The sequence below is a fragment of the Streptomyces sp. P9-A2 genome (assembly GCF_036634175.1).
Taxonomy (GTDB): Bacteria; Actinomycetota; Actinomycetes; order Streptomycetales; family Streptomycetaceae; genus Streptomyces; species Streptomyces pratens.
This window is the reverse complement of record NZ_JAZIFX010000001.1, coordinates 8,082,064-8,105,199: the sequence shown is the minus strand read 5'-3', so window position 1 is coordinate 8,105,199 and position 23,136 is coordinate 8,082,064. Positions and strand designations below refer to the sequence as shown.

General features: G+C 71.0%; 20 protein-coding genes. 13 read left to right on the top strand and 7 right to left on the bottom strand.

All coding sequences use genetic code 11. The features are described 5' to 3' along the window. The first annotated feature begins 45 nt into the window (after positions 1-45). From V4Y04_RS37980 to V4Y04_RS36305, 8 genes are all read left to right on the top strand, one after another. A complete protein-coding gene (locus V4Y04_RS37980) occupies positions 46-165 on the top strand; it encodes a DUF6893 family small protein (RefSeq protein ID WP_443080149.1) in 120 nt (39 codons plus the stop codon). A gap of 146 nt (positions 166-311) precedes the next feature. After that, positions 312-713 (top strand): hydrogenase maturation nickel metallochaperone HypA/HybF, encoded by a 402-nt coding sequence (locus V4Y04_RS36335; RefSeq protein WP_332432526.1) that lies wholly within the window; start codon positions 312-314, stop codon positions 711-713. A gap of 2 nt (positions 714-715) precedes the next feature. Next, a complete protein-coding gene (hypB, locus tag V4Y04_RS36330) occupies positions 716-1,411 on the top strand; it encodes a hydrogenase nickel incorporation protein HypB (protein ID WP_332432525.1) in 696 nt (231 codons plus the stop codon). Then, entirely contained in the window at positions 1,408-3,795 is a 2,388-nt protein-coding gene (gene hypF / locus V4Y04_RS36325; protein ID WP_332432524.1) for a carbamoyltransferase HypF, read from the top strand. Before hypB ends, hypF begins: the two co-directional genes overlap by 4 nt. 74 nt (positions 3,796-3,869) lie before the next feature. Continuing rightward, positions 3,870-4,175, top strand: a complete 306-nt coding sequence (locus V4Y04_RS36320; protein ID WP_332432523.1) for a HypC/HybG/HupF family hydrogenase formation chaperone — start codon at positions 3,870-3,872, stop codon at positions 4,173-4,175. Further along, on the top strand, positions 4,172-5,359 hold the full coding sequence (hypD, locus tag V4Y04_RS36315; protein ID WP_332432522.1) for a hydrogenase formation protein HypD: 1,188 nt from the start codon (positions 4,172-4,174) through the stop codon (positions 5,357-5,359). The genes V4Y04_RS36320 and hypD overlap by 4 nt, the downstream gene beginning before the upstream one ends. Next, positions 5,352-6,419, top strand: coding sequence for a hydrogenase expression/formation protein HypE (gene hypE, locus V4Y04_RS36310; protein ID WP_332432521.1), 1,068 nt, complete (start codon positions 5,352-5,354; stop codon positions 6,417-6,419). The genes hypD and hypE overlap by 8 nt, the downstream gene beginning before the upstream one ends. Before the next feature lie 227 nt (positions 6,420-6,646). Beyond that, complete coding sequence (locus tag V4Y04_RS36305; RefSeq protein WP_332432520.1) at positions 6,647-7,312, top strand: CBS domain-containing protein; 666 nt, start codon at positions 6,647-6,649, stop codon at positions 7,310-7,312. Between the two features lie 119 nt (positions 7,313-7,431). On the opposite strand, the gene V4Y04_RS36300 is transcribed toward V4Y04_RS36305, so the two are convergent. The 4 genes from V4Y04_RS36300 to V4Y04_RS36285 are packed head-to-tail and all read right to left on the bottom strand — an operon-like array spanning position 7,432 to position 11,913. Beyond that, complete coding sequence (locus V4Y04_RS36300; RefSeq protein WP_332433136.1) at positions 7,432-8,808, bottom strand: GH1 family beta-glucosidase; 1,377 nt, start codon at positions 8,806-8,808, stop codon at positions 7,432-7,434. Between the two features lie 32 nt (positions 8,809-8,840). Then, positions 8,841-9,683, bottom strand: coding sequence for a carbohydrate ABC transporter permease (locus V4Y04_RS36295; RefSeq protein WP_332432519.1), 843 nt, complete (start codon positions 9,681-9,683; stop codon positions 8,841-8,843). A 5-nt stretch (positions 9,684-9,688) separates the two neighbouring features. Further along, entirely contained in the window at positions 9,689-10,642 is a 954-nt protein-coding gene (locus V4Y04_RS36290; protein WP_332432518.1) for a carbohydrate ABC transporter permease, read from the bottom strand. After that, positions 10,639-11,913, bottom strand: coding sequence for an ABC transporter substrate-binding protein (locus V4Y04_RS36285; protein ID WP_332432517.1), 1,275 nt, complete (start codon positions 11,911-11,913; stop codon positions 10,639-10,641). The genes V4Y04_RS36290 and V4Y04_RS36285 overlap by 4 nt, the downstream gene beginning before the upstream one ends. 319 nt (positions 11,914-12,232) lie before the next feature. Between V4Y04_RS36285 and yicI the strand changes: the two genes are divergently transcribed. Continuing rightward, the gene (gene yicI, locus V4Y04_RS36280) at positions 12,233-14,506 is read left to right on the top strand and encodes an alpha-xylosidase (protein WP_332432516.1); all 2,274 of its coding nucleotides are present in this window, start codon (positions 12,233-12,235) and stop codon (positions 14,504-14,506) included. Between the two features lie 159 nt (positions 14,507-14,665). On the opposite strand, the gene V4Y04_RS36275 is transcribed toward yicI, so the two are convergent. The 3 genes from V4Y04_RS36275 to V4Y04_RS36265 form a co-directional block, all read right to left on the bottom strand. Continuing rightward, on the bottom strand, positions 14,666-15,682 hold the full coding sequence (locus tag V4Y04_RS36275; protein ID WP_443080148.1) for a glycoside hydrolase family 5 protein: 1,017 nt from the start codon (positions 15,680-15,682) through the stop codon (positions 14,666-14,668). Next, positions 15,640-15,912, bottom strand: coding sequence for an MFS transporter (locus V4Y04_RS36270; protein WP_443080147.1), 273 nt, complete (start codon positions 15,910-15,912; stop codon positions 15,640-15,642). The genes V4Y04_RS36275 and V4Y04_RS36270 overlap by 43 nt, the downstream gene beginning before the upstream one ends. Before the next feature lie 180 nt (positions 15,913-16,092). Then, positions 16,093-17,100: a LacI family DNA-binding transcriptional regulator gene (locus tag V4Y04_RS36265; RefSeq protein ID WP_055596298.1), complete on the bottom strand. Its 1,008-nt coding sequence runs from the start codon at positions 17,098-17,100 to the stop codon at positions 16,093-16,095. A gap of 440 nt (positions 17,101-17,540) precedes the next feature. Here V4Y04_RS36265 and V4Y04_RS36260 point away from each other — a divergent pair, with 440 nt between their 5' ends. The 4 genes from V4Y04_RS36260 (at position 17,541) to V4Y04_RS36245 (ending at position 22,966) form a co-directional block, all read left to right on the top strand. Further along, a complete protein-coding gene (locus V4Y04_RS36260) occupies positions 17,541-18,467 on the top strand; it encodes a carbohydrate ABC transporter permease (RefSeq protein WP_332432515.1) in 927 nt (308 codons plus the stop codon). 7 nt (positions 18,468-18,474) lie between these two features. Further along, complete coding sequence (locus V4Y04_RS36255) at positions 18,475-19,440, top strand: carbohydrate ABC transporter permease (RefSeq protein ID WP_332432514.1); 966 nt, start codon at positions 18,475-18,477, stop codon at positions 19,438-19,440. Positions 19,441-19,520: 80 nt separating this feature from the next. Continuing rightward, entirely contained in the window at positions 19,521-20,864 is a 1,344-nt protein-coding gene (locus V4Y04_RS36250) for an ABC transporter substrate-binding protein (RefSeq protein WP_332432513.1), read from the top strand. Between the two features lie 59 nt (positions 20,865-20,923). Continuing rightward, the gene (locus V4Y04_RS36245) at positions 20,924-22,966 is read left to right on the top strand and encodes a beta-galactosidase (RefSeq protein WP_332432512.1); all 2,043 of its coding nucleotides are present in this window, start codon (positions 20,924-20,926) and stop codon (positions 22,964-22,966) included. Positions 22,967-23,136 lie beyond the last annotated feature (170 nt).

Here is a 23,136-nt window from a genome sequence, read left to right as displayed (position 1 = left end):
GCCCCGCCGGTCGGCGGGAACACCTTTCGTCCTCTCAGGAGAGCCATGATGAAGAAACGCCTCATCGGCGCTGCCACAGCCACCGTCACCGCAGCGGCACTGGCCGCGCTCGTCGCGAACGTCTGGCCGGACGTCCGGCGTTATCTGCGCATCCGCAGGATGTGACACACCGGATGCCCGCTCGACGGCCCAACCGGCGTGCCCCGAAAGAGCTATGTGTCCGCCTCGTCCCGGCGTGCCGGTCGGACGGACGGCGCGAGCACCCTCCTACTGGGCGGTGCGACACGATCCAGGCCCAGGACGGAGGGGCGATGCACGAGATGTCCGTCGCCCTGTCGGTCGTGGACCAGGTCGAGCAGGCGGCACGGTCCCGCGCCGGGCACCGCGTGCACCGGATCCGCCTCGACATCGGCGAACTCGCCGGAGTCGTCCCGGACGCACTCGGCTTCTGCTTCGAACTCGCCTGCTCCGGAACCGTTCTGGAGGGCGCCGCACTCGTGACCCGGTTCGTTCCCGGCCGGGCGTCGTGCGCGCCGTGCGGGCGTGCCTGGGACACCGGAATGCCCCCGGACATGATCTGCGCCTCCTGTCGCGGGGGTGCCACCGAGCTGCTGTCGGGCCGGGAACTGAGGATCACCGCAGTGCACTGGGCCGCGGAACCCACCGCGCCCGCCCCCGCCCCCACCCCGGAAACCCTTCACGAGGAGAGCTGACGATGTGCCGCACAGTCGACCTCCGGCAGGCCGTGCTCGCCAAGAACACCATGGCGGCAGGCATTCTGCGCACCGAACTGTCGACCCGGGGGACGACGGTGGTCAACCTCCTGTCGAGCCCGGGCAGCGGGAAGACGGCCCTGTTGGAGCGTGAACTGCTGCTGGCGCGGGAGCGCGGCATCACGACCGCGGCCCTCACGGCCGATCTCGCCACCGAGAACGACGCCATCCGCCTGGCCCGTTCGGGCGTCCCGGTGAAACAGGTGCTCACCGACGGGCTCTGCCATCTGGAGGCGGACATGCTCGCCGGGCATCTGCACGACTGGCTGCCCGAGAACACCCGTCTGCTGTTCGTGGAGAACGTGGGCAATCTCGTCTGTCCGGCCTCCTACGACCTGGGCGAGTCGCTGCGGGTCGTCCTCGCCTCCGTCACCGAGGGGGAGGACAAGCCGCTCAAGTACCCCACCTCGTTCGGCCTCGCCCAGCTGGTGCTGGTCACCAAGTCCGACCTCGCCGGGCCCGCCGAGTTCGACGAGGCCGCTTTCCGCGCCCACGTGGAGCGGGTGAATCCCGGCGTGGACGTGGTGCTCACCTCCGTACGCACCGGCGAGGGCGCCGGTGTCCTGGTCGACCGGGCGCTCTCGGCGGCCGAGGGAGACGCCGTGCACGCTCCGGTGATGGCCCGGGCGCAGGCGTGAGCACCGTCCCGACCGCCGACGAGGCGACCGCCGTGCGCCGCGCCCGTGTCGTCGTACGGGGCGTGGTGCAGGGGGTGGGTTTCCGCCCCTTCGTGTACGGGCTGGCCACCGGTCTGCGGCTCACCGGGCATGTCACCAACACCGGCGACGGCGTGGTGGTGGAGGTCGAGGGCCCACCCGCGGCCGTCGATCTGTTCTGTTCCCGCCTCCTGCCCGACGCTCCCCCACTCGCGGTGGTGGAGTCGGTGGAGACCACCGGGATCACCGCCGTCGCGGACAGCGGTTTCCGCATCGTCCCGTCCCGTGCCGGCGGCCCGGTCCGCACGCTCGTCGCGCCCGACACGGCGACCTGCGACGACTGCCTCGCCGAGCTGGGCGACCCCGCCGACCGGCGCCACCGGCACCCGTTCGTCACCTGTACGCACTGCGGGCCGCGTTTCACCATCGTCACCGGCCTGCCGTACGACCGTGCGCACACGACGATGGCCCGCTTCCCCCTGTGCCCCGACTGCGCCCGCGAGTACCACGACCCCGCCGACCGGCGGTTCCACGCCCAGCCCGTCGCCTGCCCGTCCTGCGGTCCGCGCCTGCGGCTCGTCACGGGCCCCGGTGTCGCCCCGCCTCCCTGCGACGACCCAGTCGCCGGGGCGCGCTCCCTGCTCGCCGCGGGAGCCGTTCTCGCCGTCAAGGGCCTCGGCGGCTACCACCTGGCCTGTGACGCCACCCGGCCGGAGGCGGTCACCCTGCTCCGCCGCCGCAAGGCCCGCGGGGACAAGCCGTTCGCGCTGATGGCCGCGCATGTGCGGGACATCGAGCACCTGGTGCACATGGGTGCCGCGGAACGGGAGCTGCTCACCGGGCGGGTGCGGCCCGTCGTCCTGATGCGACGGCGCACCGGCGTCCGGGGCGCACCCCGCACGCTCGTTCCCGCCGACTCCGTCGCGCCGGGCAGTCCCGATCTCGGCATCATGCTGCCGTACACCCCGGTGCATCACCTGCTGCTGGGGACCGCGGACACATCGGCGCCCGCGGGGGCACCGCGTCTGCTGGTGATGACGAGCGGCAATGTGTCGGGGGAACCCATCGTCACGGACGACGAGGACGCCCTGGAACGGCTGGCCGATCTGGCCGACGCCTGGCTCACGCACGACCGTCCCGTCCATGTGCCGTGCGACGACTCCGTGGTCCGCGTCTGTGACGGCGAACCGCTGGTGCTGCGCCGCTCACGCGGCTATGCCCCACTGCCGGTCAACCTGCCCGTGCCGGTGGTCCCCGCGCTCGCCGTCGGCGGCGACCTGAAGAACGCCTTCTGCCTCGCGCAGGGCGACAAGGCCTGGCTGTCCGCCCATGTCGGTGACATGGACGACCTGGCCACGCAGCGGGCGTTCGGCCGTGCCGAGCAACAACTGGAGTCGGTGACCGGTGTGCGTCCGACGGTGCTGATCACCGACGGCCACCCGGGATACCGGTCGGGTGCGTGGGCGCGGCGGCACGCCGAGGGCCGCCCTGTGGTCCGGGTCCAGCACCATCACGCGCACATCGCCGCCGTACTGGCCGAGCACGGCGTGGCGGCCGGCGAGCGGGTGATCGGGGTGGCCTTCGACGGCACCGGGTACGGGGACGACGGTGCCGTGTGGGGCGGCGAGTTCCTGGTCGCGGACTACGACGGATTCCAGCGGTTCGCGCATCTGGCCTACGTACCGCTGCCCGGCGGCGACGCTGCGGTGCGGCGGCCGTACCGCATGGCACTGGCGCATCTGCACGCGGCGGGTATCGCCGCCGGCCCCGGCCTGCCGTGCACGGTCGCCTGCCCGTCCGATGAACTTATCGTCCTGGGCGCCCAGTTGACACAAGGACTGAACTGCGTGCCGACGTCCAGCATGGGCCGGCTCTTCGACGCCGTCGCGTCACTGGCGGGGGTCTGCCAGCACGTGGGATACGAGGCGCAGGCTGCGATCGAACTGGAGGCGGCGGCGGTGACCGCCGGTGACATGGCCGACGACCCGCGCTACGCCTTCCGCCTGGAGGGGCCTTCGGAGCCGGGCGCCGCGCCGCTCACCGCTGCCCCGGGGCCCTTGCTGGCCGCGGTCGTCGAGGACGTACGGCGGGGCGTGCCCGTGGGCGTGATCGCCGCTCGCTTCCATCTCGCCGTCGCCCGTTTGGTGCAGACGGCGTGCGCCGTTGCCAGGGGGGCCACCGGTCTGCGGACGGTCGCGCTGACCGGCGGCGTGTTCTCCAACACGCTGCTCTCCTCGGCCTGTGCCCGGAACCTGCGCGCGGACGGTTTCACCGTGCTGCGCCACCGCGAAGTGCCGCCGAACGACGGCGGACTGGCCCTCGGCCAGATGGTGGTGGGCGCCCGGGCGCGCGCCGGGACCGGGTGACGGGCGCGGACCCCGAACCACGAACCACGAGCCATGAGCTAGAGCCACGAGCCACGACGAGTGAGGAGACACGTATGTGCCTGGCGGTACCCGGCAGAGTGCTGAGCGTCGAGGAACGGGACGGCACCCGGATGGCCAGCGTCGACTTCGGCGGAGTGGTCAAGGAGGTGTGCCTGGAGTATTTGCCCGACCTGCGGGTCGGTGAGTACGCCATCGTCCATGTCGGCTTCGCCCTGCAGCGGCTGGACGAGGAATCGGCCCACCGGACCCTGGAGCTGTTCGAAAATCTCGGCATGCTGCAGGAGGAGTTCGGCGATCCATGGGAGCAGGCCGCGCAGGCCGGCGGCAGTGACGGCCTCGGCCGGGAGGTGCAGCGATGAAGTACATCGACGAGTTCCAGGACCCCGCTCTGGCGGCGCGACTGCTTGACGACATCAGGGCGACGGTGACCAGGCCGTGGGCGCTGATGGAGGTGTGCGGCGGCCAGACCCACAGCATCATCCGGCATGGCATCGATCAACTTCTTCCCGATGAAGTGGAGTTGATCCACGGGCCGGGCTGTCCGGTGTGTGTGACGCCGCTGGAGATGATTGACAAGGCGCTGGAGATCGCCTCGCGGCCGGAAGTGATCTTCTGCTCCTTCGGCGACATGCTCCGGGTCCCGGGTACGGGCCGTGACCTGTTCCAGGTCCGGGCCGAAGGCGGTGACGTGCGCGTCGTGTACTCCCCGCTCGACGCGCTCCGGCTCGCGGAGGAGAACCCGGACCGGGAGGTCGTGTTCTTCGGCATCGGCTTCGAGACCACGGCACCGCCCAACGCGATGACGGTGCATCAGGCCCGCAAGCGCGGCATCCGCAACTTCAGCCTGCTCGTCTCGCACGTCCGGGTGCCGCCCGCGATCGAGGCGATCATGCAGTCGCCGGACTGCCGGGTACAGGCGTTCCTGGCGGCCGGACATGTGTGCAGCGTGATGGGAACGGCCGAGTATCCGGCGCTCGCCGAGCGGTTCCGGGTGCCCATCGTGGTGACCGGGTTCGAGCCGCTGGACGTCCTGGAAGGCGTACGGCGGACCGTACGGCAGCTGGAACGCGGGGAGCACACGGTCGACAACGCCTACCCCCGGGCGGTCCCGCCCGAGGGCAACCCCGCCGCACGAGCCATGCTGGACGACGTCTTCGAGGTCGCCGACCGCGCCTGGCGCGGCATCGGGGTCATCCCGGACAGCGGCTGGCGCCTGTCGCCGCGCTACCGGGACTACGACGCCGAGCACCGCTTCCAGGTCGGGGACATCGCCACGCTCGAACCGGCGGAGTGCCGCAGCGGAGAGGTGCTCCAGGGGTTGCTGAAGCCGCACGAGTGCGAGGCGTTCGGGACGACGTGCACCCCGCGCACGCCGCTCGGCGCCACCATGGTCTCCAGTGAGGGTGCCTGCGCCGCGTACTACCTGTACCGGCGGCTGGACCTGCCGGCCCGTCCCGGTTCCCGCCCGGACTCCCGCCCTACGCCGGTCGCCACCCCGGCGGCCGTGTCGGTCTCGAGCCGGGAGGACAGCTCCGTTGTCTGACACCACCGCACGCCCGGACCTGCTCTCCTGGACCTGCCCGGCGCCGGTGCGCGACCGGCCCCGCGTGGTGATGGGCCACGGCGGGGGCGGCGCCATGTCCGCCGAGTTGATCGAGCAGATCGTCCTGCCGGGGCTCGGCGGGCCCGTGCAGGCCGCGCTGACCGACTCCGCCGTGGTCGAACTCGGCGGCGCGCGGCTCGCGTTCTCCACCGACTCCTTCGTCGTCCGGCCCTTGTTCTTCCCCGGGGGGAGCATCGGCGACCTCGCCGTCAACGGCACCGTCAACGACCTGGCCATGAGCGGGGCGCGCGCGGCCTTCCTGTCGTGCGGCCTGATCCTGGAGGAAGGGGTCGAACTCGACACCGTCTCCCGGGTGGCCGAGGCGCTCGGTGCCGCCGCCCGGGCTGCCGGAGTGCGCGTGGTCACGGGCGACACCAAGGTCGTGGAGGCGGGGCACGGTGACGGCGTCTACATCAACACCTCGGGCATCGGCCTGATCCCGGCGGGGGTCGACCTGCGCCCGGAGCGGGTGACTCCCGGCGATGTCGTCGTGGTCAGCGGCGCCATCGGCGTCCACGGCGTGGCCATCATGAGCGAGCGCGAGAACCTGCGGTTCGAGGTCGGGATCGAGAGCGACTGCGCGGCGCTCGGCGGGCTCGTCGACGCGATGCTGTCCGTCACGTCGGACCTGCATGTGCTGCGCGACCCGACCCGTGGCGGCCTGGCAGCCTCGCTCAACGAGATCGCCGCGGCCTCGGGCTGCGGGGTCGTCGTCCAGGAACGCTCCGTTCCGGTGCCGCAGCCCGTGGTCGGTGCCTGCGCCATGCTGGGGCTCGACCCGATGTACGTGGCCAACGAGGGCAAGCTCGTCGCCTTCGTGCCCCGGGAGCACGCCGACGCGGTCCTGGCCGCGATGAGGGCGCACCCCCTCGGTTCCGAGGCCGCGGTCATCGGTGAGGCGGTCACGGACCATCCGGGCATGGTCGTCGCGCGGACCGGACTCGGCGGCACCCGCGTGGTGGACATGCCGATGGGGGAACAGCTCCCGCGGATCTGCTGACCGCACCGACCGGCACCCGCTCCTCATGAGTCATGAGTCATGACTCATGACGGGCGGGTGCCGGACCGGTGTCCGGGGCCTCTTCCCGCCGGCGGTACCGCCGTCGCGGGCCTTCGTCATTTCTCCGCTCACGCGTCCCGACCGACAATGATGTTGGTGACGGCCGCAGGCGCACAGGGGCCGTCCCTCCATCGGTCCTGCGCCGGCAGCAGAGAGGAACCACCACGATGAGCCACCAGAAGGTGCGCGACGTGATGAGCGGTGCGGTCGTCCGGATCCAGGGCGCGACGCCGTTCAAGGAGATCGCGCACCTGCTGCTCGAGTACGACATCACAGCCGTTCCCGTCGTGGACGCCGAGGACCGCCCGGTGGGCGTGGTGTCCGAGGCGGATCTGCTGCACAAGATGTGGGGCCGGCAGGAGGGCGACGCCGGGGGGCCGGGCGTGGTGCCCCGGCCGGAGAAGGCGTGGGCCACCGACGCCGCCGGGCTGATGACGTCGCCCGCGCTGTGCGCCGCCGAGGACTGGAGCGTGGTGGACGCCGCCCGGGTGATGGCGCAGCACGGGATCAAGCGGCTGCTGGTGGTCGATGCGGCGGGACGGCTGAGGGGTGTGGTGAGCAGGAGCGACCTGCTGCGCGTCTTCGTGCGCGAGGACCGGGCGATCCGTACGGAGATCGTCGAGGACGTGCTGGTGCGGGCGCTCGGCGAGGCGCCCTCGGCGGTCGAGGTGAACGTGACGCACGGTCATGTCAGCCTTATCGGGCAGTTGTCGTCCCGGGCGACGGCGGAGGAGCTCGAGGAGATGTGCCGCGACGTCGACGGAGTCGTCGACGTGGAGTTCCGTACGGTGCCCGAAGCGGGCGCCGACGGCGGCCCGGCGCAGGCGGGCTGACCGCGGCGGTCCGCCCGCGCCGGGTGGGGTTCGCCGCGGTCGGCTTCGGTACCGGGAGCCGGAAGGGGCCGTCGCGTGACGGGACGGCCCCGATGCGGTCGTTCGTCGTCCGTGGTCCGTCAGGGGCGTTGTGCGGCGATCATCCTCCGGTACCAGTGGTAGCTGTCCTTCGGGATGCGCCGCTGGGTGTCGTAGTCGACGCGGACGATGCCGAAGCGCTTGCCGTAGCCGTAGGCCCACTCGAAGTTGTCGAGCAGGGACCAGACGTAGTAGCCGCGTACGTCGACGCCCCGGTCCATCGCGGCGCGCAGGGCGGTGAGGTGGTCGCGCAGGTAGGCCACGCGGTCGGGGTCGTGGACGGCGCCGCCGGTGACCCGGTCGTCCTCGGCGGAGCCGTTCTCGGTGATGTGGAGGGGCGGCAGCGCGGCCCCGTACTGCTCCTTGAGGTCCACCAGCAGGTCGGTGAGGGTGTGGGGCACCACCGGCCAGCCCATCGCGGTGTGGCGGACGCCGGGTGTCGGGGCCTCCTCGTACCGGTTGTCGGTGGCCACCCGCCGGGCGGGGTCGCTCTCGCGGTACGGGGCGTCGGCGACGGTGATGGGGCGGTAGTAGTTGATGCCGAGGAAGTCCAGTGGCTGCGAGATCAGTTCCAGGTCACCGTCGCGGCGGAAGTCCTGGCCGGTGATCAGCTCGCCCCAGGTGTCCTGTTCGGTGTCCGGGTAGCGGCCGGCCAGGATGGGTTCGGTCCACGCGAGGTTGTGCAGGGTGTCGGCGCGGACGGCGGCGGCCCGGTCGGCGGCGGAGCCGGTGGCGGGCAGGTGGTGGTCGAGGTTGAGGGTGATGCCCACCTCACGGACCCCGGCCGCCCTCAGCGCCTGTACGGCGAGGCCGTGGCCGACGAGCAGGTGGTGGGCGGCGGCCAGGGCGCCCCGGCCCTCGCGGGCGCCGGGGGCGTGGCGGCCGACGGAGTAGCCGAGGAAGGCGCTGCACCACGGCTCGTTGAGGGTGATCCAGCGCGGTACGCGGTCGCCGAGCCGTTCGGCGACGGCGGCGGTGTACTCGGCGAACCGCTCGGCGGTGTCGCGTACGCGCCAGCCGCCCCGGTCCTCGAGGGCCTGCGGGAGGTCCCAGTGGTAGAGGGTGGCGGCGGGTTCGATGCCGGCGGTGAGGAGTTCGTCGACCAGGCGCTCGTAGAAGTCCAGGCCCTTGGGGTTCACCGGTCCGCCGCCGTCGGGCACGATGCGCGGCCAGGCGACGGAGAAGCGGTAGGAGCCGACGCCCAGGTCGCGCAGCAGCGCGACGTCCTCGGGGTAGCGGTGGTAGTGGTCGCAGGCGACGTCTCCGGTGTCGCCGCCCTCCACCAGGCCGGGGGTGTGACTGTAGGTGTCCCAGATCGACGGGCCGCGGTCGTCCTCCGAGGCCGCCCCCTCGATCTGGTAGGACGCGGTCGCGGCGCCGAGGACGAATCCGGGCGGGAAGCTCGGGAAGTCGGACATGTGCTGGGGGCCCTCCTCGGGGCGTGGTGCGATCACTTGACGGAGCCTCCGGTGATACCGGCGGCGATGTACTTCTGGGCGAGGACGAGCAGGATCGCCGCGGGCACGGCGGAGAGGACGGACGCGGCCATCACCGCGCCCCAGTCGCCGACGTGGGCGCCGATGTACTGGTAGATGCCCAGGGTGATCGGTTTGACGTCGTCGGTGGTGTTCAGGGTGAGCGCGAACATGAAGTCGCTCCACGAGAACAGGAAGGCGAACAGGCCCGAGGTGATCAGGGCGTTGCGGCTCATCGGCAGCACCACGCGGACGAAGGTGCGCACCGGGCCGGCGCCGTCGATCTGCGCGGCCTCGACGACCTCGCCCGGGATGGACACCATGAAGGCGCGCATCAGCACGATGGAGAAGGGGATGCCGAGCGAGGCGTCCGCGAGCATCAGGCCGAAGTGGGAGTTGACCAGGCCGAGGTCGACGTAGGAGTTGTAGAGCGCGTTGGCGATGACGATGCCGGGCACCATCTGGGTGATGAGGGTGCCGAACACGATGGTGCGGGTGCCGCGCAGTCCGAAGCGGGCCAGCCCGTAGGCGGCGGGGGCGGAGACGGCGAGGCAGATGGCGACGGCGCCGAGGGAGACGACCAGCGAGGTGAGCAGGTTTCCGCCCTGGTCGCTGATGGCCTTCGAGAATCCGGACAGGTCCAGGCTGCCGGGGACCGGATCGACCTGGAGCAGTCCGGACTCGGGCTGGAGTGCCGTGTTGAGCATCCAGTAGAGCGGGAAGAGCACGACGCCCAGGACGAGCAGGCCCGCCACGGTGGAGCCCAGGCGGCGCCCCCGTGCGCGTGGTGCGGCGGGGGCGGGTGTGTGAGCGGCCATGTCGGTCACTTCCCGTCGGTGCGGTTGGCCCGCAGGTAGAACACGGCGAACGCCGCGGAGATGAGGATGAGGACGTTGCCGACGACCGCGCCCGCTCCGAAGTCGAGCTGGACGAAGGAGTTCTGGTAGGTGAGCGTGCCCAGGGTCTGGGTGGCGTCGGCGGGGCCGCCGTCGGTGAGGGCGAGGATGAGGTCGAGGATCTTCACCGTCGACATGAAGCCGAGGACGAGGACGACCGTGATCACCGGTCTCAGCATGGGCAGGGTGACGGAGCGGAAGGCGCGCCAGGCCGAGGCGCCGTCCAGGGAGGCCGCCTCGTGGAGCTCTCTCGGGATCTCCTGGAGGCCGCCGTACAGGATGACCATGTTGAACGGGATGCCGATCCAGATGTTGACCAGGATCACCGACAGCAGGGCCATGCCGGGGCTGGTCAGCCACGGGGTGTCGCCGCTGAGGCCGATGGCGCCCAGGAAGGTGTTGAGTACGCCGGTGTCCTGGTCGAGGATGCGGCGCCAGACGATGCCGGACACCACCATGGGCACCAGCCAGGGCAGCAGGATCAGGGAGCGCAGGACGCCGTTCAGGGGGAACCTGCGGCTGAAGAAGACGGCGAGCGCGAGCCCGATACAGAACTGGCCGAGCAGGGAGCCCGCGGTGAAGACGAGGGTGTGCCACAGCGCCTTGCCGAAGAGGGCGTCCTGGAGGACGGCCGACCAGTTGTCGGTGCCGTTGAAGGGTGCCTGGCCGGTGAAGAACGTCTTCGGTGTGTAGTGCTGGAAGCTCATCACGACGTTGCGGACGAGCGGGTAGCCGAAGAACAGCAGCATGAAGACGACGGCGGGGGCGACGAAGCCCCACTGGGTGAGCCGGCGCCGGCGGCGCAGCCGGGCCGGGTCCGGGGCGGCGGCCTTCTCGGGTGCCTTCGTGGAGGCCGCGGCGGTGGCGGTGGGCGTGGTCATGGGCGCGTACCTCGGTTCCCGCTCGTGGCCCGCTGCTGGGCGCGCTTCAGGGCGGCCTCGCTGGACTGACCGGTCAGGGCGGACTGGAAGGCGCTCTGCAGCGCGAGGGACACGGAGGGCCAGCCGGCGCCGAGTCTGCCGGTGCGGGAGCGGGCCTCGGCGACCTGGTCGGCCAGCGCGTCGAGTTCGGGCACGCGGTCGCGCCAGACGGCGGCGGCCTTCTCGTGGGCCGGCACCATCCAGCTGTTCAGGGCGTAGGTGAGCTGTTCCTTCTCGCCGGCGAGGCAGGCGACGATGCGGCCGGCCGTCCTCTGGCGGTCCTCGTCACCGGTTTCCGGCACGGTGAGCACCGCGCCGCCGAGCGGTCCCACCGAGGCGTCGCCGGCCTGCGGGACGGGGATCTGGGCGATGCCCCAGTGCAGGGACTCGTCGGTGTCGAGGGTCTCGACCTGCCACGGGCCGTTGATCATCATGGCGGCGTTGCCGGCCATGAACTGGTCGTTGACGTCGGCCTGGGTCCAGTTGACGGTGGACCTGGACAGCGAGCCGTCCTGGAGCAGCGCCTTCCAGTAGTCGAGCGCCTCGACGACCTGCGGGCTGTCCAGTTCGGTCTCGTCGCCGCCGTTGGACCACATGAAGGGCGTGAACTGGAAGACGCCGTCCTCCGCGCCGCCCGCGCTGAGCGCCAGGCCGTAGCGCTTGCCCTCGGTGAGCTGTTTCGCCGTGTCGCGCAGTTCGTCCCAGGTGGCGGGGACCTTGAGGCCGGCCCGGTCCAGGGTGTCCTTGTTGTAGAAGAGGGCGAGGGTGTTCACGGAGCGGGCCGCGCCGTAGTACGTGCCCCGGTAGGAGCCGAACTCCACGATGCCCTGGGGGATCTCGTCGGTTTCGAGGCCCAGGGTGCGCAGGTCGACGAGTCCGCCCGCCTCGGCGAAGGTCGGCATCTCGGAGGCGTCGAACTGCACGATGTCCGGCAGTGACTTCGACGAGGCCATGCGCAGTGCCTTCGTCATCACCTGCGCGGCGGGGACGCTCTGCTGCTCGATGCGGATGCCGAGCTGCGTGCCGCAGCGGGCCATCGCCTCGGCGTCCCAGCGGTGGTAGGACTCGTCGGTCGAGGAGTTCATCACGGTGTACACGTCACTGTCCCGTTGCTGTGCGCAGCCGGTGAGCGCCGCCCCGGCGACCAGGGCGGCGACGGCTGCGAAGGACGTGACGGCTCTGCGTGGACGGCGCCGACCACGCTGTGCGGCGACCGGAGGATGTGCTGTCACGGTGGGTGCCCTTGGGTGGGCCCGGCTCGGCGTTCCGCCGGGCCGGGCGGCTCGTGGGAGGGGTGCGGCCGAGGGTGGATCCGAGCTGGTGAAGCGCTTCGACGATGAGTCGACCCTGCTCGTGGGAAACTCGGCTCTGAGGTCGGATGTAATTTGTTTGGCCTGATTACTAATACGTCAGCGAGCGCTGTTCGCGCTAGCCCTCCGACAGGGCGATCTCCCCGCACCAGGGCGTGACAGAAACCCTTGAACCTGCCATAGTTCCTGGTCAAATACCGCTTTCCTCTCGCCATCGCCCTCTCCCCCATCGAGGAAGAACATGAAGTTCACCGACGGCTTCTGGCGCATCCGCGACGGTGTCCAGATCTCGTACGCCACCGAGGTGCGCGAGGTGCGCCCGGAATCGAAGCGCTTCACCACCTACGCCTCCGTACGGAAGGTGGCACGGAGGGGCGACACCCTCAACGCGCCGCTCGTCACGGTCGAGTGCTTCTCCCCCGCCGAGGGCGTGATCGGCGTCCGCGTCACCCACCACGCGGGCAAGCGGCGGCCGGGGCCCGACTTCGCCTTGGGCGGCGACGCCGACGGCGCCGGGACCGTACGCCAGGACGGCCCGGTCACCGAGCTGACCAGCGGCCCGCTGACGCTCCGCCTCGACGGGTCCGGCCCCTTCGCGCTCACCTTCCACGACGCCGACGGGCGCGAGCTGACCCGTTCGGACGCCAGGAACACCGCCTTCGCCACCACCGGCCACGGGGAGCGGCACCACATGCTGACCCGGCTGGCACTGGGTGTCGGGGAACAGGTCTACGGCCTCGGCGAGCGCTTCACCCCGTTCGTCAAGAACGGCCAGACGGTCGACGTCTGGCAGGCCGACGGCGGCACCAGCAGTGAGCAGTCCTACAAGAACATCCCGTTCTACCTGTCGTCCCGCGGTTACGGCGTCTTCGTCAACCACCCCGGTGCGGTGTCCTTCGAGGTCGGCTCGGAGTCGGTCGGCCAGGTGCAGTTCAGCGTCGAGGACCAGTCGCTGGAGTACTACGTCGTCGCCGGCCCCACCCCGAAGGACGTCCTGACCCGTTACACGGCCCTCACCGGCCGTCCCGCCCTGCCGCCGGCCTGGTCGTTCGGCCTGTGGCTCAGCACCTCGTTCACCACGTCGTACGACGAGGAGACGGTGACGTCGTTCGTGGACGGCATGGCCGAACGCGGCATCCCTCTCACGGTGTTCCACTTCGACTGCTTCTGGATGCGCGAGTACCAGTGGTGCGACTTCCAGTGGGATCCCGACGTCTTCCCGGACCCGGACGGCATGCTGGCCCGGCTCAAGGAGAAGGGCCTGCGGATCAGTGCCTGGATCAACCCGTACATCGCGCAGAAGTCGCCGCTCTTCGACGAGGCCGCCGCTCTCGGACACCTGGTGCGCCGGGCCGACGGCGACGTGTGGCAGTGGGACCTGTGGCAGGCCGGCATGGGCCTGGTCGACTTCACCAGCCCCGATGCGCGGGCCTGGTTCCAGTCGAAGCTGAAGCCCCTGCTCGACCAGGGCGTGGACTGCTTCAAGACGGACTTCGGCGAGCGCATCCCCACCGACGTGGTCTGGCACGACGGCTCGGACCCCGAGCGGATGCACAACTACTACACGCAGCTCTACAACCGGACGGTGTTCGAGCTGCTCGAGAAGGAACGCGGACAGGGCGAGGCCGTCCTCTTCGCCCGGTCCGCGACCGCCGGCGGGCAGCAGTACCCGGTGCACTGGGGCGGTGACTGCTGGTCGTCCTTCGAGGCCATGGCCGAGTCGCTGCGGGGCGGTCTGTCGCTGTCGCTGAGCGGGTTCGGTTTCTGGAGCCACGACATCGGCGGTTTCGAGGGCACGCCGGACCCCTCGGTGTTCAAGCGCTGGCTCGCCTTCGGCCTGCTGTCCTCGCACAGCCGGCTGCACGGTTCCACGTCGTACCGGGTGCCGTGGGAGTTCGGCGACGAGGCGGTGGACGTCGCCCGGCGGTTCACCCTGCTCAAGCACCGGCTGATGCCCTACCTGTACGGGGCCGCCGTCGAGGCCCACGACACCGGGGTGCCGATGATGCGGCCGATGGTGCTGGAGTTCCCGGACGACCCGTCGTGCCGGCAGCTGGACCGTCAGTACATGCTGGGCCCGGATCTGCTCGTCGCCCCCGTGTTCGACACCGGCGGCGAGGTGGAGGTCTACCTGCCGGAGGGCACCTGGACCCACCTGCTCAGCGGTGAGACGGTCACCGGCCCGCGCTGGCGCACCGAACGGCACGGCTACGACAGCCTCCCGCTGTACGTCAGGGAGGGTGCCGTGCTGCCGCTGGCCTCCGACGACGCGCGGCCGGACGGCGACTGGCTGGACGCGCCGGTCCTGCTCGTCCACCCGCCCGCCTCACCCCGCTACGCGGCCGAGGTCACCGTGCCCGACACTACGGGCGCGCGGGCCGCGTCCTTCCGGGTCGTGCGCGACGGCGACGTCCTGCGGGTCACCGCGTCGGGCACCGAGCGGCCGTTCACGGTGCGGGTCGCGGGCGGGCCGCAGGCCCGGGGAGCGGGCGAGGTGGCGGTGCCGCTGGCGTGACGGGGGCCGGGCTCCCTGCCCTGCGGGAGGACCGTCGGCGTCCCGCCCGCCCGGAAGAGGTTCTCGGACGGGCGGGACGGGCACGGCGGGTCCGGCGCGGGGCCGGGTCGAGCGGTTGGGCCGAGCGGTTGGGCCGAGCGGTTGGGCCGAGCGGCCGGGTCAGGCGGCGGGGAAGCCGTCCGGGGTCCGGACACGGTCGCGGACCCAGACTCCGGCGGGCTTCAGGGACGCCGTGCCGGCCCAGGGGCCGTTGCTGTCGCAGGTGCCGGTGGTGAAGACGGCACCGGAGCGGTGGTCGTCGGAGAGGTTCCAGTTGACCCAGCCGATCTTCTTCTCGGCCATCAGGTCGAGATACCGCTGGGACATCTCGAAGTCGTCGGCGCCCTCCCCGGCGTAGTTCTGGGTGCCGAACTCGGTGACGAAGACGGGGATCCGGTCGGCCGCGCGGGAGAGGGCCGCCAGGTACTCGTCGCGGTGCGAGGCGGCGTAGAAGTGGAACGTGTACATGACGTTCGAGGCGTGGACCGGGATGATCTGCTCCGCGTAGCCCTTGATCGCCGGCCAGCTCACACCGCTGGGCTCGTTGGCGATCTCGTAGAGGATGTTGTTCCGGCCCTGGTTGCGGTGGGCGGTCTCGGTGAAGAACCGCCGCGCGTTCTCGAGGTTGAGGTTCGGGTCACCGGGACTGAGCATGTGCCAGTCGACGATCACGTACAGGCCGCGTTCGCTCGCCTCCCGGATCAGGGAGTCGGTCAGGTCGGTGAAGCGGGCGGGGTCGGTCTCGTAGCCGCCCTCCTGCACATAGGTGGAGACGCGCAGGACGTCGGCCCGCCAGTCGTGGGCGAGGGCGTCGAGCGAGCCGTCGGTCAGGCACTGTGCGTACCACTGGGTTCCGTGCGTGCTCATGCCGCGCAGCTGGACCGGGTTCCCGTGCTCGTTGCAGAGCTTGGTGCCGCAGACCTCGAGCTGTCCGTTGGCGGCGACCGGAGAGTCGGCCGCGGCCGTGGTGGCCTGGGAGTTCACTGTCTCCGTACGGGGGGCGGCGGACTGCCCGGTGGGGGTGGCGGGGGCCGCGGGGGCGGTGGCGAGGAGGAGCAGCGCCGCCCCCAGGCCCTGCGTCGCGCGGAAGGCGATCAGCCAGGTCTGCGCGAACTCGCCCTGGGGACGCAGCCGCACAGGACGGACGAGACCACGAACACCAGCGTTCCGGCCAGGACCACGCGTCGCGGCCCGTACAGGTCGGCGAGCCGTCCTCCCAGGGCGAAGAAGGCCGCCGGCGCCAGCAGGCAGGCGTTGACCGTCCACTGCATGCCGGGGGTCGAAAGACCCGGTTCGTGGACGATGTCGGGGGCCGCGATGGCGACGATGGTCCGGTCGATGAAGGTCATCGAGACGGCGAGCAGCATCGCCGCCAGTACCAGTAGACCCGCGCGGGGCGCGCCCTGCTGGTGTCGATCTGCGGAGGGCTGGACCTGCCGGCCGGCATGACGGACTCCCTCCCACGACGGATCACGGCGCTGGCGATCAACGAGTCTCGCACATCGACACACCTGTGGACAGGGTGAGTTGAGCCGGGCCGGGCCGACTCAGCCGCCCGTCCGCGCCTGAGTCGCCGGCGGCGGTGCCGTACTGGCGCGCGGTACCAGGCGGGTCGGGACGAGGGTGGTCCCCCGCTCGGGGCCGTCATGACGCATCTTGCTCAGGACGGCCGCCACACAGCGCCGCCCCACCTCGGCGAAGTCCTGGTGGACGGTGGTCAGCGGGGGCAGGAAGGAGGATGCCTCGGGGATGTCGTCGAAGCCGATGACGCTGACGTCCTCGGGGACGCGCCGGCCGCGTTCGTGGAAGGCACGCAGCAGGCCGAGGGCCATCTGGTCGTTGGCCGCGAAGACGGCGGTGCACTCGTCGAGGGCGGCGAGTTCGAGGCCCGCGCGGTAGCCGGACTCCGCGGACCAGTCACCGCGGACGAGTTCCGGCGGGACGCGTCCGGCGTCGGTGAGGGCGGCACGCCAGGCGTCGGTGCGGCGCTGGGCGGCGAAGGAGCCCTCGGGCCCCGCCAGGTGCCACACCGTGCGGTGGCCGAGGCCGAGCAGGTGGCGCACGGCGGTACGGGTGCCGCCGGCCTGGTCGGTGTCGACGACCGTGTAGTGCTCGCCGGCGTCGGAGTCGACGACCACGACCTGCACGTGCGGGGGCAGTTGGATCGTCGCAGCGTCCAGCAGATGGACCTCCATGATGACGATCACCGCATCGACGGCGAGCTCCTCCAGGCGGGAGAACGCGCCGCGCACCTCGTCCTGGGTCGGTATCGCGACCGGCAGGAGGGTCACCGCGTAGCCCTCGTGCGCCGCGGAGGTGGCGATCGCCTCGAGGGTGCGCACGTTTCCGGTCGTGGCCAGCGAGAAGGTGATGACGCCGATGGTGCGGAACTCGCCGCGTTTGAGCGCGCGGGCCGCGCTGTTGGGACGGTAGCCGAGCTCCTGCATCGCGGCCAGCACCTGCCGGCGGGTCTCCTCGTTCACCCCGGCGTAGCCGTTGGAGACGCGGGAGACGGTCTGGGAGGAGACGCCGGCGAGGCGGGCCACGTCCGCCATGGAGGCCCTGGCGCGGCGGCCGCCCCTCGGACGGGGGCTCGGCGCGGCGCCGTCGGCCGGTTCCTGGCCGGCCGGGTCCGTGCCCACCGGGCCCACGCCTGCCGAACCCACGCCTGTGGGGTCCGGGTCGGCCGGGTCCTCCCCGGTCGCGGCCGTCCCGGTGACGGGCCCCCGCCCCGGCGCGCTGTCCACCGTCTCCACTCGCTTCCGGCCGCCTTCCCGTCGCCACTTGCCGCGTCAGGGTTTCCCTGAGGACCCTTGACCGTCGTCTTCGGGGCAGTGTAGACATGCCGCCACCGGATGTTTACGTAAACATACCACCCGCCGCATTTCTGCGGCGTTCGATGTTTGCGTAAACATCGGCTGCAGGGGGCATGGCTCCCGGCCCCGGGAAGGGTGCCGTGACCACCCGGCCCGAACGTGGACGAGCGAGGAACGACATGACGACGCTGCACCCGCCGGCGACCGCCGAGCCGCGGCCGGCACCACCTCCGGTGAGACGGGACCGCCGGTCCTGGACGGGGTGGGGGTTCATCGGTCCCTTCGTGGCCGTGTTCGCCCTGGTCTTCCTGGCCCCGATCGTGTATTCGGTCTACCTCAGCCTCTTCCGGGACCAGCTCATCGGCGGCACCGGTTTCGTCGGGTTCGACAACTACCGGCAGGCCCTGCAGGACGAACGGTTCTGGGCCGCGCTCGGCCGGGTCTCGCTCTTCCTGTGCGTGCAGGTGCCGATCATGCTCGGCATCGCCCTGCTGGTGGCACTGGCGCTGGACAGCGGACGGCTCTACGGCAAGAGCTTCTTCCGCATCTCGATCTTCCTGCCGTACGCGGTGCCCGCCGTTGTCGCCACTCTCATGTGGGGCTTCATGTACGGCACCCGCTTCGGCCTGGTCGGCGACGTCAACGAGGCCTTCGGGCTGTCGCTGCCCAACCCGCTCTCCCCCGGCCTGGTGCTGGCCTCGATCGGCAACATCGTCACCTGGGAGTTCGTCGGCTACAACATGCTGATCTTCTACGCGGCGCTGCGGGTGATCCCGCACTCCCTCTACGAGGCGGCCGAGATCGACGGCGCCGGGCAGATCCGCGTCATCACCGCCATCAAGCTGCCCGCGATCCGCGGTGCCCTGGTCATCGCGACGATCTTCTCCATCATCGGCAGCTTCCAGCTCTTCAACGAGCCCAGCGTCCTGCAGAAGCTGGCGCCCAACGCCATCACCACGGACTACACGCCGAACTACTACACGTACTCGCTGTCCTTCTCCGGCCAGCAGCACAACTACTCCGCGACGGTCGCCATCGTCATGGGGCTGATCACCATGGTCATCGCCTATGTCGTCCAGCTGCGCGGCATGCGCAAGGGAGTGTGAAGCAGCGATGACCAGTACCGTCTCCCCCGCCTCCGCGAGCCGGACCGGCTCCGCGTCCGACGCCTTTGGTTCCGCCCCCTCCGGTTCCGTCCCCCGGCTGCGTACGCGCCGGCGCGGCTCCACTCCCGGGCGGCCCCGCCGCAGTGTGCTGCTGACCGTGCTCACCGGCCTGGTGCTGCTGTACAGCCTGGTGCCGCTGGTGTGGCTGGTCATCAGTGCCACCAAGACTCAGGAAGGGCTGTCCCGTTCGTTCGGCCTCTGGTTCGACGGCGACTTCGCCCTCTGGGACAACATCGTCGATACGTTCACCTACAACGACGGCGTCTTCACCCGCTGGCTGCTGAACACCGTGCTGTACGTGGGCCTCGGCGCGGGAGGCGCGACCCTCCTCGCCGTGCTGGGCGGTTACGCCCTGGCCAAGTTCGAGTTCCCCGGACGCCGGGCGGTCTTCGCCGTCGTCATCGGCGCCGTGGCCGTACCGGGGACGGCGCTGGCGGTGCCGACCTTCCTGATGTTCAGCAACATGGGGCTGACCAACACCCCGTGGGCGGTGATCATCCCGTCGCTGATCTCGCCGTTCGGCCTGTATCTGATGTGGGTGTTCGCCAGTGAGGCCGTCCCGAACGAACTCCTCGAGGCGGCCCGGATCGACGGCGCGGGCGAGCTGCGTACCTTCTTCCTGGTGGTGCTGCCGCTGCTGGCGCCGGGCATCGTCACCGTCTCGCTGTTCACCATGGTCGCGACCTGGAACAACTACTTCCTCCCGCTGATCATGCTCAAGGACCCCGACTGGTACCCCCTCACCCTGGGGCTGTACAGCTGGAACGACCAGGCCGCGACCGCCGGCGGGCAGCCCGTGTTCCACCTGGTCATCACCGGCTCGCTGATCACCATCGTCCCGCTGATCGCCGCGTTCCTGCTGCTGCAGAAGTACTGGCAGTCGGGGCTCTCCGCCGGAAGCGTCAAGGAATAGCACCGCCCCTCTTCCCCCTCCCGCACATCACCCCGTCCCGGCCCCGGAATCCCGGCCCACGAAGAAGTGGAAGCACGCCCATGCACAAGCAGTCCCGCCGCCTCCTGCGCGGCATCGGCATCGTCTGCGCCCTGGCCCTGGGCGCCACCGCCTGCGGCGGTTCCGACGACGGGGGCGCCGCCCCGAAGGCGGTCTCCGATTCGGACGTCGAGGCGGCCCTGGAGAAGGGCGGCACCGTCACCGTCTGGGCGTGGGAACCCACGCTCGAGCAGGTGGCGGCCGACTTCGAGAAGGAGCACCCCGGAGTCGAGGTGAACCTCGTCAACGCGGGCACCGGCAACGAGCAGTACAAGGCGCTGCAGAACGCCATCTCCGCGAAGAAGGGCGTCCCCGACGTCGCCCAGGTCGAGTACTACGCCATGGGCCAGTACGCGCTGACCGAGGGGCTCACCGACCTCAGCGGCTTCGGCGCCGACAAGCTCGCCGGCCAGTACTCCCCCGGCCCCTGGAACGGTGTGAAGGCCGGCGGCGAGGGGATCTACGGCCTGCCGATGGACTCCGGCCCGATGGCGCTGTTCTACAACAAGAAGGTCTTCGACAAGCACGGGATCGACGTGCCCACCACGTGGGACGAGTACGTGGACGCGGCCCGCGCCCTGCACAAGGCCGACCCGAAGGCGTACATCACCAACGACGCGGGTGACGCGGGCTTCACCACCAGCATGCTGTGGCAGGCCGGTTCGCGCCCCTACGAGGTGAACGGCACCGAGGTGAAGATCGGGTTCGGTGACAAGGGGGCCAAGGACTTCACCGGAACCTGGCAGAAGCTGCTCGACGAGAAGCTTGTCGCCCCGGTCACCGGTTGGTCCGACGAGTGGTACAAGGGCCTCGGCGACGGCACCATCGCCACCCTGGCCATCGGTGCCTGGATGCCGGCCAACCTCGCCTCCGGGGTGAAGGAGGCCGCCGGTGACTGGCGCGTCGCCCCGCTGCCGCAGTGGACGGCGGGCGCCGACGCCGGCGCGGAGAACGGCGGCAGCGCCCTCACTCTGCCCGAGCTCGGCAAGAACGAGGCGCTCGCCTACGCGTTCGCGGAGTACGCCAACGCCGGCGACGGTGTCGAGACCCGCGTGAAGGGCGGCGCCTTCCCGGCGACCACGGCTCAGCTCGACTCCGAGGAGTTCCAGAACACCGAGTTCCCGTACTTCGGCGGGCAGCAGGCCAACAAGGTGTTCGCCGAGTCGGCCGCGAACGTCGCCGACGACTGGGCGTACCTGCCGTACCAGGTGTACGCCAACTCGATCTTCAACGACACCGTCGGCAAGGCCTACGTCTCCGGCACCACGCTGGCGGACGGCCTGAAGGCCTGGCAGGACGCGTCGGTGCAGTACGGCAACGAGCAGGGCTTCACCGTAGAGAAGTAGCAGACCGGGGCGGCACGCACGTCGTACCGCCCCGGTGCGAGACACCCGGAAGGACCGCCATGATCTCCACCCTCCTGTCCCGTACCAGCGGGGCGGACGGTGACCGTGCCCCCCGCCTCCTGTACGGCGCCGACTACAACCCCGAGCAGTGGTCCCGCAGCGTCTGGAAGGAGGACGTCCGGCTGATGCGGGAGGCCGGTGTGAACGTCGTGTCCGTGGGGATCTTCTCCTGGGCGCGGCTGCAACCGGCGGAGAACACCTGGGACTTCGGCTGGCTCGACGAGGTGCTGGACCTGCTGCACGCGGGCGGCATCGGTGTCGACCTGGCGACTGCCACCGCCTCCCCGCCGCCCTGGCTGACGACGGCTCACCCGGAGATCCTGCCGGTCACCGCGGACGGCACCATCCTGTGGCCGGGGGCGCGCCAGCACTGGCGTCCCACCTCCCCGGTGTTCCGCGCCCACGCGCTGCGCCTGGTACGGGAGCTGGCGACCCGCTACGCGGGTCACCCGGCCCTGGTCGCCTGGCACGTCAACAACGAGCTGGGCTGCCACAACGTCTACGACTTCTCCGACGACGCGGCACGTGCGTTCCAGAACTGGCTGCGAGTCCGGTACACCACCCTGGATGCGCTCAACTCCGCCTGGGGCACCGCCTTCTGGTCCCAGCGCTACACCGGCTGGGAGCAGATACTGCCGCCCCGGCAGGCCGCGTCCCACCCCAACCCCACCCAGCAGCTGGACTTCAAGCGCTTCTCGTCGGACGCGCTCAAGGAGCATCTGCGGGCCGAGCGGGACATCCTGCGGGAGATCACCCCGGACGTTCCCGTCACCACCAACTTCATGGTGATGGGCAACACCAAGGGGATGAACTACCCCGACTGGGCGCAGGAGATCGACTTCGTCTCCAACGACCACTACGTCCATCCTGGGCCGCAGGCCCGCGACGAGCTGTCCTTCTCCGCGAACCTCACCAGCGGCATCTCCGGCGGCCGGCCCTGGTTCCTGATGGAGCACTCCACCAGTGCCGTCAACTGGCAGCCCGTCAACGTGGCGAAGCGTCCGGGCGACCTGGCCCGTGACTCGCTGCTGCACGTGGCGCACGGGGCCGACGCGGTGTGCTACTTCCAGTGGCGTCAGTCGGCGGCCGGTGCCGAGAAGTACCACTCGGCGATGGTTCCGCACGCCGGCGCGGACAGCGACCTGTTCCGCTCGGTGACCGCACTCGGTGCCACCCTCAAGGCACTCGCGCCGGTCGCGGGCAGCGAACGGGAGGCCGCCCGGGTCGGCATCCTCTACGACTGGGAGTCGTGGTGGGCGAGCGAGCAGGACTCCCATCCCTCCTCGCTGCTCGACTACCGGCAGGAGGCGCTCGACTGGTACTCGGCGCTGCTGGCCCTCGGGGTCCGCGCCGACCTCGTCACCACCCGTGCCGATCTGCACCGCCACCAGGTCCTCGTCGCGCCGGTGCTGCACATGGTCCCCGCCGACCTGGCCAGGACGCTCACCCGGTACACCGAGCAGGGCGGCCACCTGATCACCACGTACTTCTCGGGTGTCGTCGACGAGCACGACCACGTCTGGCTCGGCGGCTATCCGGGGGCGCTGCGCGAGCTGCTCGGCATCCGCATCGAGGAGTTCGGTCCGCTGCTCGACGGTGACACGGTGGAGCTCGACGACGCGACGACGGGCAGTCTGTGGACCGACCGGATCACCGTCGCGCCGGGGACGGACGTCCTGGCCCGCTACCGCACCGGCGTACACGCCGGCCGGGCTGCCGTCACCCGGAAGGCCACGGGCACCGGTTCGGCCGCCTACGTCTCCACCCGGCTCGGTGTCGCAGGGCTCACCTCGCTGCTGCCCCGGCTGCTCGCACCGGCCGGCGTGGAGAGCGAACTGCCCACCGAGGTCCGCGGGCTGATCGAGACGACGGTACGCAGCGGTCCCGGCGGCCGGTTCCTGTTCCTGGTGAACCGGACCGACACGGCAGTCCCCGTGCGCGGCCTCGACGGGGAGGTACTGCTCGGCACCACGGAGGGGGACGGCGGTGCGCTGGTCCTCGGACCGCGTGCCGTCGCCGTACTGCGGCAGCCGGCCGGCTGAGACGCGGCGACCGCCTCGACTCCCGGACCCGGCAGGGGCGGGGCGGGAGCACCTGTTCCACCTCCCCGGCACGGCACGGTCGTTCCAGGAGGCCGTCTTCTCCTCCGGCCGCGCGCACCGCGCGGCCGGAGGGTTCCACCAGAGCGCGACCACACCTCAATGTTGGGAGC